This is a genomic window from Amycolatopsis endophytica (assembly GCF_013410405.1).
Classification (GTDB): Bacteria; Actinomycetota; Actinomycetes; order Mycobacteriales; family Pseudonocardiaceae; genus Amycolatopsis_E; species Amycolatopsis_E endophytica.
Genome location: NZ_JACCFK010000001.1, coordinates 970,261 through 985,628, shown reverse-complemented (window position 1 = coordinate 985,628; position 15,368 = coordinate 970,261). Strand labels below are relative to the sequence as shown.

Below are 15,368 nucleotides of genomic sequence, written 5' to 3'. Positions count from 1 at the left end.
TGGAAGGTTTTCGTCCACCTGCGTTCGGGTGAGAGAATCTGGCCGCGGTGACGGAGAGGAGCGGCGATGACGGTTTCGGAGACCCGGCTGCGGGCCGACGCGCAACGCAACCGCGACCAGATCGTCGCCGCCGCCCGCGAGGTGTTCGCCGCTCTGGGGCCGGACGTACCGATGGAGGAGATCGCCCGCGCCGCCGGGGTCGGCGTCGGCACGCTCTACCGGCGTTTCCCCGATCGGGAAGCGCTCATCCTCGCTGTCGCCAGGGAGAGTTTCGCCCAGGTGCTCGCCGCGGCGCGCGCGGCGCTGGCCGAGGAACCGACCGCGTGGGACGCGCTGCTGCGCCTGGTCGGCCGGACGCATCCGCTGCAGGCCAGCGTGCAGCTCGCGCTGGTGTCGGAACGGGCAAGGGAAGCCCTCAAGGACGATCCGGAAACCGGCCAGTTCCGCGACGCGCTGCTCGTCGAGCTGGACCGGATCGTCCGGGCGGGGCAGGACGAGGGCACGGTGCGCGGCGACATCGGATCCGGGGACGTCGCCCTGTTGTTTTCGCTGGTCCTGCGCCAGCCGCCGGTGCTGCACGACCCGGCCCTGTACGCGTTCGAACGCGCCACGGCGCTCATGCTCGACGGCCTGCGAGCCCGCCCCGCCACCCCGCTGCCGGGGCGGCCCATCACCGGTGAGGACATCCGAATCCGTTGACGGGTACCGGTATGGTGCTCGCGATGGTTCCGCCCCCGACCCGCCTCGACCCGGCACACGGCCGTGCGCTCGTGCCCGCCAGGGCCGGGCGCAAGGTGCGGCTGCGGGAGATCGGCCCAGCGGACCGGCGCACGCTGGCCGGGTTCGACCGCGACAGCGCGGACACCCGTCGGGTCGGCGAGTACCGGCACTGGGCGGCGCACCGCGCCGAGGCCGATTTCCACTTCGGCATCGAGACCCTGCGTGGTGGCCTGGTGGTGGGATCGCTGTCGGCGACCGAGGCGGACTCCCCGGACCGGTTCAGCTACGGCATCGGGATCGGACCGCAGCACCGGCGGTGCGGCTACGCCGGCGACGCGGTGATCACCCTGCTCCGGTTCATGTTCGGCGAGCGCGGCTACTCCACGTGCCAGGTCAGCATCTACGGCGGCAACGTGGCGTCGCTGTCGCTGCACGCCGGGCTCGGCTTCCGCGAGGAAGGCCGGGTGCGCGACCTGGAACTGTCCCGCGACGGCGTCAAGTACCTCGTGCTGATGGGCATCACGGACAGCGAGTTCGCCGAAATCCACCCGGACTTCCCCGTCGCGCGGGAGCGGGAGCGTGGCCGCCACCACCGCCCCCGCGGTCGCCACCGCGACCGCTGACCACCCGGTCAGACGCCCATCGGGTGCCAGACGGTCTTCGCTTCGAGGTAGCGGCGCAGGCGCGCGATGTCCGGGCGTTTCGTCCAGTCCGGTTCCTCCGCCGGAACCGCCAGCACGCGCTTCACCGTCCCCGCGGCCTCGCGCGCCAGTTCCGCGCGGTCCTCGGCGCCCGTCGGGTCCAGGGCGTTGACGTCGGCGTGCGAGGCCAGCCACGGTCCCAGCTCCGCGGCCCGCCCGGTGAGGATGTTCGCCACCCCGCCCGGCAGATCGGAGGTCGCGAGCACCTCGGACAGCGTGATCGCGGGCAACGGGCGGTCGGCGCTGCTCACCACGACCGTCGTGCAGCCCGCCGCCAGCGCGGGCGCCAGCACGCTCACCAGCCCGAGCAGCGAGGACTTCTGCGGCGCGAGGATCCCGACCACCCCGGTCGGCTCCGGCACGGTGAACGAGAAGTACGGCCCGGCGACCGGGTTCGCCGCGCCCAGCACGCTCGCGACCTTGTCCGTCCAGCCCGCGTACCAGACCCAGCGGTCGATCGCGGCGTCCACGACGGCCTCCGCCCGCCGCGTCGCCAGCGACTCGGCAGCCGAGACCTCCGCGACGAACTGGTCCCGGCGCCCCTCCAGCATCTCCGCGACGCGGTACAGCACCTGCCCGCGGTTGTACGCGGTGGCACCCGACCAGCCGCCGAACGCCTTGCGCGCGGCGACCACCGCATCGCGGACGTCCTTGCGCGAAGCGTGCGCGGCGTTGGCGAGGAAGCGGCCCTTGCCGTCGGTCACCGGGTACACCCGGCCCGACTCCGAGCGCGGGAACTTCCCGCCGATGAACAACTTGTACGTCTTCGCGACGGTGACCCGCTCAGACATCCAGGTACCCCTCCAGCCCCGTGCGGCCGCCCTCGCGGCCGAAGCCCGACTCCTGGTAGCCGCCGAACGGCGCGGCCGGGTCGAAGCGGTTGAACGTGTTGGCCCACACGACCCCGGCGCGCAGCCGGTTCGCCGTCCACAGGATCCGGGAGCCCTTCTCGCTCCAGATCCCGGCGGACAGGCCGTAGGGCGTGTTGTTGGCCTTCGCGACGGCCTCGTCCGGCGTGCGGAAGGTGAGCACCGACAGGACCGGGCCGAAGATCTCCTCGCGCGCGATCCGCATCGACTGGTGCACGCCGGAAAAGATCGTGGGCGCGAAGAAGAACCCACGGTCGGGCACCGGGCACGGACTGGTCCACCGCTGCGCGCCCTCGGCCTCACCGGAGTCGGCCAGCTCGCGGATCCGGCCCAGCTGTTCGCGGGAGTTGATCGCGCCGACGTCGGTGTTCTTGTCCAGCGGATCGCCCAGCCGCAGCGTGGAAATCCGGTACCGCAGCTTGTCCAGCACCTCGTCGGCGACGGACTCCTGCACGAGCAGCCGCGAACCGGCGCAGCACACGTGACCCTGGTTGAAGAAGATGCCGTTGACGATGCCCTCGACGGCCTGGTCCAGCGGCGCGTCGTCGAAGACCACGTTGGCCGCCTTGCCGCCCAGCTCCAGCGTCAGGCGTTTGGGCGTGCCCGCGACCTGGCGCTGGATCAGCTTGCCGACCTCGGTCGATCCGGTGAACGCGATCTTGTCGACGCCGGGGTGCTCGACGAGTTTCGGGCCGAGGTCACCGGCGCCGGGCAGGATGTTGACCACGCCCGGCGGCAGCCCGGCCTGCTGGCAGATCTCGCCGAACACCAGCGCGGTCAGCGGCGTCGTCTCGGCCGGTTTGAGCACCACGGTGTTGCCGGTGGCCAGCGCGGGCGCGATCTTCCACGCCAGCATCAGCAACGGGAAGTTCCACGGGATGATCTGGCCCGCCACGCCGAGCGGCTTGGGGTCCGGTCCGTAGCCCGCGTAGTCGAGCTTGTCGGCCCAGCCGGCGTGGTAGAAGAAGTGCGCGGCGACCAGCGGCAGATCCGAATCGCGTGATTCCCTGATCGGCTTGCCGTTGTCCAGGGTCTCCAGGACGGCCAGCTCCCGCGACCGTTCCTGGATCAGTCGCGCGATGCGGAACAGGTACTTCGCGCGCTCGCTGCCCGGCATCGGGCCCCAGATCTTCTCGAACGCCTTGCGCGCGGCCTTGACCGCGGCGTCGAGGTCGGCGTCGCTCGCGGTGGAGACCTCGGCGAGCACCTCCTCGGTGGCCGGGTTGAGGGTCTTGAGCGGTTCACCGCCGCCGTCGCGGAACTCGCCGTCGATGAACGGGCGGTAGGACGGTTTGAGGTTGGCGAGGTCCCGCGATTCGGGTGCGGGCGCGTACTCGAAGGCAGGCATCAGTCCACCGCCACGTAGTCGGGGCCGCTGTAGTGGCCGTCGTGCTGGGTGCGCCGCTGCAGCAGCAGGTCGTTGAGCAGGCTGGAGGCGCCGAAGCGGAACTTCTCCGCGGTGAGCCACTGTTCGCCCGCGACCTCGTGCACGGCGACCAGGTACTTGATCGCGTCCTTGGTGGTGCGGATACCGCCCGCCGGTTTCACGCCGCGCACCTCGCCGGTCGCGGTGAACCAGTCGCGCACCGCCTGCAGCATCACGTGCGTGACGGGCAGCGTCGCGGCGGGGGAGACCTTGCCGGTGGAGGTCTTGATGAAGTCCCCGCCCGCGAGCAGGGCCAGCCAGGACGCGCGGCGCACGTTGTCGTAGGTCGCGAGCTCGCCGGTTTCGAGGATGACCTTCAAATGAGCATGCGCGGAAGCTTCTCGGATCGCCTGGATCTCCTCGAACACCTCGCCGTAGCGGCCTTCGAGGAACGCGCCCCGGTCGATCACCATGTCGACCTCGGTCGCGCCGGACTCGACGGCCAGCGCCACGTCGGCCAGCTTCACCTGCCGTGACGAGCGTCCGGACGGGAAGGCGGTGGCGACGCTCGCGATGCCGATGTCCGTGCCCTTGAGTCCCTCGACGGCCGTCGCGACGAGGTCCGGGTACACGCAGACCGCGGCGACCCGCGGCGTGTCCGGGCGGTCGGGGTCGGGGCGCCGGGCCTTCGCGGTCAGCGCACGGACCTTGCCGCGCGTGTCCGCGCCCTCCAGGGTCGTGAGGTCGACCATGGAGATCGCGGTGTCGATGGCCCAGAGCTTGCTGGACTTCTTGATGCTGCGGGTGGCCAGTGCGGTGGCCCTGGCTTCGACCCCGACCTGGTCCACGCCGGGCAGACCGTGCAGGAACCGCCGGAGGCTCGCGTCGTCGCGGGTGGCGTCGGCGAGAGCGGCAGGCAGAGTGGGTGCGCTCACGCGCCCGAGTGTAGTTGCGGGGGCTGACCCTTCCGCCGTTTGCGGGTGACCGTGACCCCGCCCCAGAACGCGAAGCCGGTGACCTTGACGACCGGCGCGCCCGGCGGCGGGGGCTCCGGCGAGACCTCGCCGCGCTCCTGGGACTCGAAGGCGCCCATGAACCCGAACCCGGTGACCTCGACGATGATGTCGTCCGGCACCACGATGTCGATCCCGCCCATGATCGCGACGGCCGTGATGGTGGTGTTGCGTTCGGCGAAGCGCGCGTTGCGCAGGTCCATCTCGACGCCGCCCCAGAACGCGAAGCTGGTGTGCTGGGGCGGCACGGTCCAGGGACCCTTGCGCTGGGCGCCGGACATCACGGCGATGGACGTCTTCGAGCCGGGTACCCCGCCGATCCGGGTGTCCGGGCTCAGCGCCCGCGGCGTGGCGGGCTGGACGGCGCCCGCGGAGACGCCCGGCAGATCCGCGACGGGCGGTTCGAGCTCGGCGAGCGTCTTGGCGGCGTACACGGTGTCGAGCCGCTCTTCCAGCTCCTGCACCGTGATGCGCCCTTCGGACAGCGCGTTGTGCAGGATCTGCGCGACGCGTTCACGGTCCGCGTCGGAGGCCCGCATCGGCGGCTGCTCGGGGGTCCCAGGCTGTTCCACCGCGCGAGCGTACCGAGCCGGACGTCGTTTCCGGGTCACCTTCCGGAGACGGCTCCCGCCGCGGCCACGGCCACGTCCACCCACACCAGGTGCTGCGTGCACGGCTCGGGTCCGGCGGTGGAGGTGTCCGGTGCGGCACTCGTGGCGTGGCACGTGCCCGACCGGCACAGCCGCAGTTCCACGGTCGCGACCTCCGGGGCGGCCGGGAACGAGATGTGCGAGTGGTGCACGGAGCCGATGGCCGGGCAGGTCACCCGCGCGCACCCCGCCATCGCCAGGCCGAGTCCCGCGACCGCGACGACCATCCGCATCGGCATCGCCTCGTCGGCTACCGTGACGCTCCATGGACGTGCTTGTCGTCGATCATCCACTGGCCGCGGCCAGGCTGTCGACCATGCGGGATGCCCGCACCGACAGCGCGGCCTTCCGGGCGGCGCTGCACGAGCTGACCGTCATGCTGATCTACGAGGCCACCCGGGAGGCGCCGGTCCGCACCGAGCGGATCCACACGCCGGTCGCCCGCACCGACGCCGTCCGGCTGGCGAACCCGCCGCTGCTGGTGCCCGTCCTGCGCGCGGGCCTGGGCATGGCCGACCAGGCGCACAAGCTGATCCCCGAGGCGCAGATGGGGTTCGTCGGACTGGCCCGCGACGAGGAGACCCTGCAGCCGACGCCGTACATGGAGTCGCTGCCGGAGGACCTGTCCGGCCGCCCGGTGTTCGTGCTCGACCCGATGCTCGCGACCGGCGGTTCGATGGAGTACACGATCCGGCTGCTGACCGGCCGCGGCGCCACCGACGTCACCGCGATCTGCGCGCTCGCCGCGCCGGAGGGCATCAAGCACCTGGAGGACTCCGGCCTGCCGGTCCGCGTGGTCACCGCGAGCATCGACGAACGGCTCAACGACTCCGGCTTCATCGTCCCAGGTCTCGGCGACGCGGGTGACCGCCAGTACGGGGCGCGGTGATTGTCCTACTGGAACACCAACGTCGCCCGGCACCCGGACATCCTCCGTGCCGTGCCCATCGGCTGCCGTGACGCGCTGGACGTCGGCTGCGGGGACGGACTGCTGGCGCGGAAGCTGATGGGGCGGGCGACGGTGGTCACCGGTATCGACCGCTCACCGGCGATGATCGCCCGCGCCCGCGAGCAGGCCGGCGGTCCGTGCTTCGTCGAGGGCGACTTCCTCGACGCCGACCTCCCCGCGGAGGGCTTCGACTTCGTCTGTTCGGTCGCCACGATCCACCATATGGGATTCGAACCCGCTCTCCGACGGATGCGCGATCTCCTCCGGCCCGGCGGCACGCTCGTGGTGGTCGGCCTCGCCCGCGAGGCGACCGCCGCGGACTGGGCGTGGTGGGCCGCGGCCACCCCGGTCGTGCGGATCACCAAGGTTCTGCGCCGCGCGAGCGGTCCGGACGGCATGCCGGCAACGAACCCGGCGATGAGCTACGGAGAGGTTCGCGAGGCGGCGCGCCGGATGTTGCCCGGCGTGCGCTACCGCCGCCACGTGCTCCGCCGGTATTCACTGACCTGGCGCAAACCCTAGGCGCGCCACCCGTCCGCGTGCGCGCGCAGTGCCGCCTCGTACGAGGCGGCGACGTCGAAGTCCGGCGGCAGGCTCCCGTTCAGTTCCAGTGACACCAGCCCGTGCACGATGCCCCACGCGCTGACCGCGATCACCTCCGGCGCCACCTGCCGGAACACTCCCGCCGAGATCGCCGCGCGCACGGTTTCGACCAGTGGTGCCAGTGATTCCCGCGCGGTCCGCGACGCCTCCTGCCCGGGTTCGAACCCGGGCACCGCCTTGGTGAACATGATCGAGTACAGGTGCGGGTCGGCCAGCGCGCTTTCCCGGTAGGCCAGCCCGAGCCGCACGAGGTCCCCGGCCGGGTCGCCGGTCCGCTCGACGTCGCGCATGCGCGCGCCGAACCGCCGGAACCCCTCCAGGAAGACGGCGTTGACCAGTTCGGGCTTGCCGCCGAAGAGCGAGTAGATCGCGGTCGTCGAGGTCCCGGCGTCGGCGGCGAGCTTGCGCAGGCTGAGCGCGTTCGGGCCGTCCGTGGACAGCAGCTCACCGGCCCGGTCGAGCAGTTTGAGCCGGAGCGCTTCGTCGTGGGTCCGCGGTCGTGGCATCCCGCCAGGCTATCGCAACACTGTTATCGTTCGTTCGGCGAAGATTTGACCTGGAGTGCACTCCAGGTCGTACTGTCGCTGCATGAGCTACTCGATAGCGGAAGCCGCACGTCGCAGCGGGCTGTCGATCGACACCCTCCGCTACTACGAGCGCATCAAACTCCTGGATCCGCCCGCCAGGGACGCCGCGGGCAGGCGGGCCTACTCCGACGAGGACCTCGCCTGGCTGGAGTTCCTCACCAAGCTCCGCACCACCGGCATGCCGATCAAGATGATGCGGGAGTACGCGCAGCTGCGGTCCGCCGGTGACGCCGGGGCAGGCCGGCGGCGCGCGATCCTGGTCGAGCAGCGCCGCTCGGTGGCCGACCGCATCGCGGAGCTGCAGGCGTGCATGGACGTCCTCAACTACAAGATCACCAACTACGACCGGATCTGCGCCGACATCCCGGGCGCCACCGGCGTGGTCAGGGAGGAGATCTCGGCGTGATCGGGACCCGGAAGCTCGGCGAGCTCGTGGTCGCCGCGCAGGGCCTGGGCTGCATGGGCATGAGCCAGGCCTACGGCGTGCGCGACGACGACACGGAGTCCGTCGCGACGGTCCACCGCGCGCTGGAACTCGGCGTGACGCTGCTGGACACGGCGAACGTCTACGGCGCGGGCACGAACGAGGAACTGGTCGGCCGCGCGATCGCGGGCAAGCGGGACCGGGTCGTGCTGGCCACGAAGTTCGGTGTGGTCTTCGACGACGGCAAGCAGTCGGCGCGTGGCGACGCCGCCCATGTGCGCGAGTCGGCCGAAGCCTCGTTGCGCCGGCTCGGCGTCGACCACATCGACCTCTACTACCAGCACCGCGTCGATCCGGACGTCCCGGTCGAGGAGACGTGGGGCGCGCTGTCCGAGCTGGTCGCCGAGGGCAAGGTCCGGTACCTGGGGATCTCCGAGGCGTCCGCGGACACGATCCGTCGCGCCCACGACGTTTACCCGGTGACGGCACTGCAGAGCGAGTGGAGCCTGTGGACGCGCGGTATCGAGGACGAGGTCGTGCCTGTCTGCCGTGAGCTGGGCATCGGCATCGTGCCGTTCTCCCCGCTGGGCCGTGGGTTCCTCACCGGAAGCATCACCGGGGTCGACGAGCTGCCCCCCGACGACATGCGCCGCAACCTGCCGCGCTTCGCCGAGGGGAACCTCGACCGGAACCTGCTCATCGTCGAGGCGCTGCGGAAGCTGGCCGCCGAGAAGGGCGTGACGGCCGGGCAGCTGGCGCTCGCCTGGGTGCAGAGCCGGGGCGCGGACGTCGTTCCGATCCCCGGCACGAAGCGCCGCAAGTACCTGGAGGAGAACGTCGCCGCCGCGACGCTCGAACTGTCCGAAGAGGACATAGCGCGCATCGAGTCCGCTGTTCCCGCGGATGCGGTGGCGGGGGAGCGTTACCCGGCGGCACTGGCCCGCAACGTCGGCAGGTGAGGCTGGGCGGTGGCTCAGGCCACCGCCACCCCGACGGCGGTCGTGATCATCGCGGCCGCGAGCAGCACGGCGCCGCTCGCCGTGACGCCGTGCGCGAGCGATGTGCGCCCGGGCAGCAGGTTCAGGAACAGCCCGCCGGACTGGGCGAGGATTCCGGCCAGCAGCAGGACGCACACCACCCACTGTCCCGCGGCCCCGAGCCCGCCGGCCGCGACGAGTTGCAGCGTGATCAGCGCGAGCACGAGCAGCACGCCGGCGTGCGCGTGGCCGGCGCGGAAGTACGCCCGCTGCTCCTCGGTCAGCTTCCGCTTGCGTAACAGGCCGAGCAGCGAGTACCCGCCGAACATCACCGTCGGCAGCGAAACCAGGGCGATCACCGTGAAGAGCTGGGCCGGACCGGACAGGACGATCATCGCGAGCTTCCTCTCTCGAAGGACTGGCGACGATCGTAACACTGTTATGTAACGTCGTTATCCATAAGGCCCGCCGCGACCGCGGCACCCAGCTCCCAGCACCGCCCGAGGTCGGCCTTCGAAGGTTCACCCGTCACGGTCACGAACTCCGCGGTCTTCTCCCATCCGAGACCGGTGGTGATCGATTCGATGCCACGGATCGTCCCGGAGACGTCACTGCCGCCGTGCACGTAACACCCGAACGGGCGGCCGCGCGTCGAGTCCAGGCACGGGTAGTAGACCTGGTCGAAGAAGTGCTTGAGCGCGCCCGACATGTAGCCGAGATTGGCCGTGGTCCCGAGCAGGTAGCCATCGGCGTCCAGCACGTCGGGCGGAGTGGCCGCGAGTGCGGCCCGGCGCACGACGGTCACTCCCTCGATCTCGTCCGTGGTCGCGCCGGAGACGACGGCCTCGAACATGGCCTGCAGGTTCGGCGAGGGCGTGTGGTGCACGATCAGCAGCGTCGGCATGGGGCCAGGATGCCCGATCCGGACACGCGGAACGCCCCGGCGCGTGTGCCAGGGCGTTCCGGATCGCCGTCAGTTGCGGCCGTACTCGCCACCGCAGTCGCAGCAGTTACCGCAGTTGCAGTTACCGGGTGTCTCCATGGTTCTCCTCCCGTCGGATGCGCTTTCCGAAGACCTGGTCGCCACACGGCAGGGCGGAGTTCCGGCCATCCCCCGTTCGCGTGCGCCGGCCGGGTCCGGCCCGCCGCAACCACCCGTCCAGGCAGTTGATCAGCGCTTTTACCGTTAAGGGACCCCCCTGTTTCGAGGGGTTTTCCGGGCATGTAATCTTCTCTTCGTCGCCAGGGAGACCGGGCCGGCGGGGCCGAAAAGCCCCAAGGGGCCGGGAAACCGGGCGGGGGGTCACGAACCAAGCTCCCAGCGAGGCTGGTAGAGTGGGTGACCGCCGCCGGACGAAACCACAGTGAGATGGAAGTTGCGAGACTTCACGCTTGCTGGCTGGGTCGTCGGGTGACACAACAAAACGTGTTGTTTGAGAACTCAACAGTGTATTGATGAGCTAAAAGCCAGTTGATGAGTTAGAACCCTTTGTGGGTTCCTTTGAGGCTATCATGTATAGCTGGGTTTGATTTTCTGACATTGTTGGAGAGTTTGATCCTGGCTCAGGACGAACGCTGGCGGCGTGCTTAACACATGCAAGTCGAACGCTGAAGCATCTTCGGGTGTGGATGAGTGGCGAACGGGTGAGTAACACGTGGGTAACCTGCCCTGTACTTTGGGATAAGCCCTGGAAACGGGGTCTAATACCGAATATGACTCTTCGAGGCATCTCGTGGGGTGGAAAGTTTCGGCGGTACGGGATGGGCCCGCGGCCTATCAGCTTGTTGGTGGGGTGATGGCCTACCAAGGCGACGACGGGTAGCCGGCCTGAGAGGGTGTCCGGCCACACTGGGACTGAGACACGGCCCAGACTCCTACGGGAGGCAGCAGTGGGGAATATTGCACAATGGGCGGAAGCCTGATGCAGCGACGCCGCGTGAGGGATGACGGCCTTCGGGTTGTAAACCTCTTTCGCCAGGGACGAAGCGCGAGTGACGGTACCTGGAGAAGAAGCACCGGCTAACTACGTGCCAGCAGCCGCGGTAATACGTAGGGTGCAAGCGTTGTCCGGAATTATTGGGCGTAAAGAGCTCGTAGGCGGCTTGTCGCGTCTGCTGTGAAAATCCGGGGCTTAACTCCGGACCTGCAGTGGATACGGGCAGGCTTGAGTTCGGTAGGGGAGACTGGAATTCCTGGTGTAGCGGTGAAATGCGCAGATATCAGGAGGAACACCGGTGGCGAAGGCGGGTCTCTGGGCCGATACTGACGCTGAGGAGCGAAAGCGTGGGGAGCGAACAGGATTAGATACCCTGGTAGTCCACGCTGTAAACGTTGGGCGCTAGGTGTGGGCGACTTCCACGTTGTCCGTGCCGTAGCTAACGCATTAAGCGCCCCGCCTGGGGAGTACGGCCGCAAGGCTAAAACTCAAAGGAATTGACGGGGGCCCGCACAAGCGGCGGAGCATGTGGATTAATTCGATGCAACGCGAAGAACCTTACCTGGGCTTGACATGCATTGGAAACCGGCAGAGATGTCGGCCCCCTTGTGGCCGGTGTGCAGGTGGTGCATGGCTGTCGTCAGCTCGTGTCGTGAGATGTTGGGTTAAGTCCCGCAACGAGCGCAACCCTTGTCCTGTGTTGCCAGCGCGTAATGGCGGGGACTCGCGGGAGACTGCCGGGGTCAACTCGGAGGAAGGTGGGGATGACGTCAAGTCATCATGCCCCTTATGTCCAGGGCTTCACACATGCTACAATGGCTGGTACAGAGGGCTGCGATACCGTGAGGTGGAGCGAATCCCTTAAAGCCGGTCTCAGTTCGGATCGCAGTCTGCAACTCGACTGCGTGAAGTCGGAGTCGCTAGTAATCGCAGATCAGCAACGCTGCGGTGAATACGTTCCCGGGCCTTGTACACACCGCCCGTCACGTCATGAAAGTCGGTAACACCCGAAGCCCATGGCCCAACCCCTTGTGGGAGGGAGTGGTCGAAGGTGGGACTGGCGATTGGGACGAAGTCGTAACAAGGTAGCCGTACCGGAAGGTGCGGCTGGATCACCTCCTTTCTAAGGAGCACAACACATCCACGCTCGCTTCGGTGGGACGTGGAGTGGCCAGGCTCAGTGCCCGACTGTGGCGCTGTCTGGTTGCTCAAGGAATTGTGGACGACTGGCTTGATGCTCATCGCGATGATCATTGATCTGTCTAGTACTGCTGCTTGTCGGCGTGGAACGGGGGTTGGTGGTCGGAGTGATGGGTGTTCATCGATACGCTGTTGGGTCCTGAGGCAACACGGTGTGTTGTTTCTGGGTGTGGTGTTTGAGAATTGCAGAGTGGATGCGAGCATCTTTGTGGTCAAGTTGTTAAGGGCACATGGTGGATGTCTTGGCATCAGGAGCCGATGAAGGACGTGGGAGGCTGCGATAAGCCTCGGGGAGCTGTCAACCGAGCTGTGATCCGAGGGTGTCCGAATGGGGAAACCCAGCACCTGTTATGAGGTGTTACCCGCCAGTGAATATATAGCTGGTGTGGAGGGAACGCGGGGAAGTGAAACATCTCAGTACCCGTAGGAAGAGAAAACACTTTAGTGATTCCGTGAGTAGTGGCGAGCGAAAGCGGAGGAGGCTAAACCGTGCGCATGTGATACCTGTCAGGGGTTGTGTGTGCGGGGTTGTGGGACCTGCCTTCCAGAAGCTGACACTTCTGGCATCAGTTACTGCATGGCTAGTGGAATCACCTGGGATGGTGGACCGGAGTGGGTGAGAGTCCCGTACGCGAAAGCTGTGTTGGTGTGGTGTGGTGGTGTTCCCGAGTAGCAGCGAGCTCGTGGAATTTGCTGTGAATCTGCCGGGACCACTCGGTAAGCCTAAATACTTCCTGGTGACCGATAGCGGACGAGTACCGTGAGGGAAAGATGAAAAGTACCCCGGGAGGGGAGTGAAAGAGTACCTGAAACCGTGTGCCTACAAGCCGTCAGAGCAAACATTATGTTTTGTGATGGCGTGCCTTTTGAAGAATGAGCCTGCGAGTTAGTGCTGCGTGGCGAGGTTAACCCGTGTGGGGTAGCCGTAGCGAAAGCGAGTCTGAAGAGGGCGATGGAGTCGCGTGGTCTAGACCCGAAGCGGAGTGATCTACCCATGGCCAGGCTGAAGCGCCGGTAAGACGGTGTGGAGGGCCGAACCCACCAGGGTTGAAAACCTGGGGGATGAGTTGTGGGTAGGGGTGAAAGGCCAATCAAACTCCGTGATAGCTGGTTCTCCCCGAAATGCATTTAGGTGCAGCGTCGCATGTTTCGTGGTGGGGGTAGAGCTACTGGATGGCCTAGGGGCCTTACCGGGTTACCGAAGTCAACCAAACTCCGAATACCATCACGTGAGAGTGCGGCAGTGAGACGGCGGGGGATAAGCTTCGTCGTCGAGAGGGAAACAGCCCAGAACACCGGCTAAGGCCCCTAAGTGTGTGCTTAGTGGGAAAGGATGTGGGGTCGCCGAGACAACCAGGAGGTTGGCTTAGAAGCAGCCATCCTTGAAAGAGTGCGTAATAGCTCACTGGTCAAGTGGTCCTGCGCCGATAATGTAGCGGGGCTGAAGTACACCGCCGAAGCCGTGTCAATGACACAGATACATCCGCATCACTCTTCGGGAGTGGTGTGTAGTGGTGTTGTTGGGTAGGGGAGCGTCCTGCATCCAGGGAAGCGGCCGTGGAAGCGAGTCGTGGAGGGTGTGGGAGTGAGAATGCAGGCATGAGTAGCGAATGCAGAGTGGGAAACTCTGCCGCCGGATGACCAAGGGTTCCTGGGTCAAGTTAATCTGCCCAGGGTAAGTCGGGACCTAAGGCGAGGCCGACAGGCGTAGTCGATGGACAACGGGTTGATATTCCCGTACCCGCGTATGTTCGCCCATGACGAGGCTGGTGATACTAACCACCCGAGCTGTCGGCGGCCTTCGGGCCAAGGGCGGTGAGCGTGGAGCCTGAACCAGTAGTAGTCAAGCGATGGGGTGACGCAGGAAGGTAGCTCCGCCAGTGAGTGGTTGTACTGGTGTAAGCGTGTAGGACGAGTGGTAGGTAAATCCGTCACTCATGGAGTCTGAGACGTGATGCGTAGCCGTTGAGGCGAAGTAGGGTGATCCTCTGCTGCCGAGAAAAGCCTCTAGCGAGAACATGTGCGGCCCGTACCCCAAACCGACACAGGTGGTCAGGTAGAGAATACTAAGGCGGTCGGGTGAACTGTGGTTAAGGAACTCGGCAAAATGCCCCCGTAACTTCGGGAGAAGGGGGGCCAAAGCACTTGAAGCCCCGTGCGGGCTAGGGTGAGTTGGCCGCAGAGACCAGCGGAAAGCGACTGTTTACTAAAAACACAGGTCCATGCGAAGTCGTAAGACGAGGTATATGGACTGACGCCTGCCCGGTGCTGGAACGTTAAGAGGACCGGTTAGCTCCCTTGTGGGGCGAAGCTGAGAATTTAAGCGCCAGTAAACGGCGGTGGTAACTATAACCATCCTAAGGTAGCGAAATTCCTTGTCGGGTAAGTTCCGACCTGCACGAATGGCGTAACGACTTTCCGGCTGTCTCAACCACAGGCCCGGTGAAATTGCACTACGAGTAAAGATGCTCGTTACGCGCGGCAGGACGGAAAGACCCCGGGACCTTTACTATAGCTTGGTATTGGTTTTCGGTTCGGCTTGTGTAGGATAGGTGGGAGACTGTGAAGCTGGCACGCTAGTGTTGGTGGAGTCGTTGTTGAAATACCACTCTGGTCGGATTGGGAATCTAACTTAGGACCCTGATCGGGTTCAGGGACAGTGCCTGGTGGGTAGTTTAACTGGGGCGGTTGCCTCCCAAAGAGTAACGGAGGCGCCCAAAGGTTCCCTCAGCCTGGTTGGCAATCAGGTGTTGAGTGTAAGTGCACAAGGGAGCTTGACTGTGAGACTGACAGGTCGAGCAGGTACGAAAGTAGGGACTAGTGATCCGGCATCTCCTGGTGGAAGGGATGTCGCTCAACGGATAAAAGGTACCCCGGGGATAACAGGCTGATCTTGCCCAAGAGTCCATATCGACGGCATGGTTTGGCACCTCGATGTCGGCTCGTCGCATCCTGGGGCCGGAGTAGGTCCCAAGGGTTGGGCTGTTCGCCCATTAAAGCGGCACGCGAGCTGGGTTTAGAACGTCGTGAGACAGTTCGGTCCCTATCCGCCGCGCGCGTAGGAGACTTGAGGAAGGCTGTCCCTAGTACGAGAGGACCGGGACGGACGAACCTCTGGTATGCCAGTTGTCACGCCAGTGGCATGGCTGGTTGGCTACGTTCGGAAGGGATAACCGCTGAAGGCATCTAAGCGGGAAGCCTGTTCCTAGATGAGGTCTCCCACCCCTTTGTGGGTTAAGGCCCCCAAGAGACGATTGGGTTGATAGGCCAGACATGGACGCACAGTAATGTGTTTTTGAGTGGACTGGTACTAATAGGCCGAGGACTTGCCCACAAAGCTGCTACGCATCCGCTCTGCAACTCTGAAACACC

Annotated in this window: 14 protein-coding genes and 2 rRNA genes; 8 read left to right on the top strand and 8 right to left on the bottom strand. The window is 66.3% G+C overall.

Annotated elements, in window-relative coordinates; translation table 11 throughout:
* Positions 1-66 precede the first annotated feature (66 nt).
* Positions 67-699: a TetR/AcrR family transcriptional regulator gene (locus tag HNR02_RS04810; RefSeq protein ID WP_179772000.1), complete on the top strand. Its 633-nt coding sequence runs from the start codon at positions 67-69 to the stop codon at positions 697-699.
* A gap of 11 nt (positions 700-710) precedes the next feature.
* Entirely contained in the window at positions 711-1,343 is a 633-nt protein-coding gene (locus HNR02_RS04805; protein ID WP_179775706.1) for a GNAT family N-acetyltransferase, read from the top strand.
* 8 nt (positions 1,344-1,351) lie between these two features.
* Here the strand turns inward: HNR02_RS04805 and HNR02_RS04800 are convergent, their stop codons facing one another.
* The 5 genes from HNR02_RS04800 to HNR02_RS04780 all read right to left on the bottom strand — a co-directional run bounded on the left by HNR02_RS04800 (position 1,352) and on the right by HNR02_RS04780 (position 5,558).
* On the bottom strand, positions 1,352-2,212 hold the full coding sequence (locus tag HNR02_RS04800) for an aldehyde dehydrogenase family protein (protein ID WP_179771999.1): 861 nt from the start codon (positions 2,210-2,212) through the stop codon (positions 1,352-1,354).
* The gene (locus tag HNR02_RS04795; RefSeq protein WP_179771998.1) at positions 2,205-3,638 is read right to left on the bottom strand and encodes an aldehyde dehydrogenase family protein; all 1,434 of its coding nucleotides are present in this window, start codon (positions 3,636-3,638) and stop codon (positions 2,205-2,207) included. Before HNR02_RS04795 ends, HNR02_RS04800 begins: the two co-directional genes overlap by 8 nt.
* The gene (deoC, locus tag HNR02_RS04790; RefSeq protein ID WP_179771997.1) at positions 3,638-4,591 is read right to left on the bottom strand and encodes a deoxyribose-phosphate aldolase; all 954 of its coding nucleotides are present in this window, start codon (positions 4,589-4,591) and stop codon (positions 3,638-3,640) included. The genes HNR02_RS04795 and deoC overlap by 1 nt, the downstream gene beginning before the upstream one ends.
* A complete protein-coding gene (locus HNR02_RS04785) occupies positions 4,588-5,208 on the bottom strand; it encodes a DUF1707 SHOCT-like domain-containing protein (RefSeq protein WP_179775705.1) in 621 nt (206 codons plus the stop codon). The genes deoC and HNR02_RS04785 overlap by 4 nt, the downstream gene beginning before the upstream one ends.
* 68 nt (positions 5,209-5,276) lie before the next feature.
* Positions 5,277-5,558 (bottom strand): hypothetical protein, encoded by a 282-nt coding sequence (locus tag HNR02_RS04780; RefSeq protein ID WP_179771996.1) that lies wholly within the window; start codon positions 5,556-5,558, stop codon positions 5,277-5,279.
* Between the two features lie 26 nt (positions 5,559-5,584).
* Between HNR02_RS04780 and upp the strand changes: the two genes are divergently transcribed.
* The gene (gene upp / locus HNR02_RS04775) at positions 5,585-6,208 is read left to right on the top strand and encodes a uracil phosphoribosyltransferase (RefSeq protein WP_179771995.1); all 624 of its coding nucleotides are present in this window, start codon (positions 5,585-5,587) and stop codon (positions 6,206-6,208) included.
* Positions 6,209-6,790, top strand: a complete 582-nt coding sequence (locus HNR02_RS04770; RefSeq protein WP_179771994.1) for a class I SAM-dependent methyltransferase — start codon at positions 6,209-6,211, stop codon at positions 6,788-6,790.
* On the opposite strand, the gene HNR02_RS04765 is transcribed toward HNR02_RS04770, so the two are convergent.
* A complete protein-coding gene (locus tag HNR02_RS04765) occupies positions 6,787-7,377 on the bottom strand; it encodes a TetR/AcrR family transcriptional regulator (RefSeq protein WP_179771993.1) in 591 nt (196 codons plus the stop codon). The genes HNR02_RS04770 and HNR02_RS04765 overlap by 4 nt on opposite strands.
* 82 nt (positions 7,378-7,459) lie before the next feature.
* Between HNR02_RS04765 and HNR02_RS04760 the strand changes: the two genes are divergently transcribed.
* The gene (locus HNR02_RS04760; protein WP_179771992.1) at positions 7,460-7,864 is read left to right on the top strand and encodes a MerR family transcriptional regulator; all 405 of its coding nucleotides are present in this window, start codon (positions 7,460-7,462) and stop codon (positions 7,862-7,864) included.
* Positions 7,861-8,841, top strand: coding sequence for an aldo/keto reductase (locus tag HNR02_RS04755; protein WP_179771991.1), 981 nt, complete (start codon positions 7,861-7,863; stop codon positions 8,839-8,841). Before HNR02_RS04760 ends, HNR02_RS04755 begins: the two co-directional genes overlap by 4 nt.
* 14 nt (positions 8,842-8,855) lie before the next feature.
* Here the strand turns inward: HNR02_RS04755 and HNR02_RS04750 are convergent, their stop codons facing one another.
* Both HNR02_RS04750 and HNR02_RS04745 read right to left on the bottom strand, forming a co-directional pair.
* On the bottom strand, positions 8,856-9,245 hold the full coding sequence (locus tag HNR02_RS04750) for a hypothetical protein (RefSeq protein WP_179775704.1): 390 nt from the start codon (positions 9,243-9,245) through the stop codon (positions 8,856-8,858).
* 53 nt (positions 9,246-9,298) lie between these two features.
* Positions 9,299-9,763, bottom strand: coding sequence for a flavodoxin family protein (locus tag HNR02_RS04745; protein WP_179771990.1), 465 nt, complete (start codon positions 9,761-9,763; stop codon positions 9,299-9,301).
* 636 nt (positions 9,764-10,399) lie between these two features.
* On the opposite strand from HNR02_RS04745, the gene HNR02_RS04740 reads away from it, so the two are divergent.
* Together HNR02_RS04740 and HNR02_RS04735 are read left to right on the top strand one after the other, a co-directional pair.
* Positions 10,400-11,919, top strand: a 16S ribosomal RNA gene (locus tag HNR02_RS04740).
* Positions 11,920-12,206: 287 nt separating this feature from the next.
* Positions 12,207-15,330 (top strand): 23S ribosomal RNA (locus HNR02_RS04735).
* Together the 16S and 23S rRNA genes form the textbook arrangement of a ribosomal RNA operon.
* Positions 15,331-15,368: the final 38 nt, after the last annotated feature.

Excerpts from the sequence above, each read along its gene's own strand:
- HNR02_RS04800 (WP_179771999.1), bottom strand. The coding sequence starts at position 2,212 with ATGTCTGAGCGGGTCACCGTCGCGAAGACGTACAAGTTGTTCATCGGC.
- HNR02_RS04785 (WP_179775705.1), bottom strand. The coding sequence starts at position 5,208 with ATGCGGGCCTCCGACGCGGACCGTGAACGCGTCGCGCAGATCCTGCAC.
- HNR02_RS04810 (WP_179772000.1), top strand. The coding sequence starts at position 67 with ATGACGGTTTCGGAGACCCGGCTGCGGGCCGACGCGCAACGCAACCGC.
- HNR02_RS04745 (WP_179771990.1), bottom strand. The coding sequence starts at position 9,763 with ATGCCGACGCTGCTGATCGTGCACCACACGCCCTCGCCGAACCTGCAG.
- HNR02_RS04765 (WP_179771993.1), bottom strand. The coding sequence starts at position 7,377 with ATGCCACGACCGCGGACCCACGACGAAGCGCTCCGGCTCAAACTGCTC.
- HNR02_RS04760 (WP_179771992.1), top strand. The coding sequence starts at position 7,460 with ATGAGCTACTCGATAGCGGAAGCCGCACGTCGCAGCGGGCTGTCGATC.
- HNR02_RS04795 (WP_179771998.1), bottom strand. The coding sequence starts at position 3,638 with ATGCCTGCCTTCGAGTACGCGCCCGCACCCGAATCGCGGGACCTCGCC.
- upp (WP_179771995.1), top strand. The coding sequence starts at position 5,585 with ATGGACGTGCTTGTCGTCGATCATCCACTGGCCGCGGCCAGGCTGTCG.
- HNR02_RS04805 (WP_179775706.1), top strand. The coding sequence starts at position 711 with ATGGTGCTCGCGATGGTTCCGCCCCCGACCCGCCTCGACCCGGCACAC.
- HNR02_RS04780 (WP_179771996.1), bottom strand. The coding sequence starts at position 5,558 with ATGCCGATGCGGATGGTCGTCGCGGTCGCGGGACTCGGCCTGGCGATG.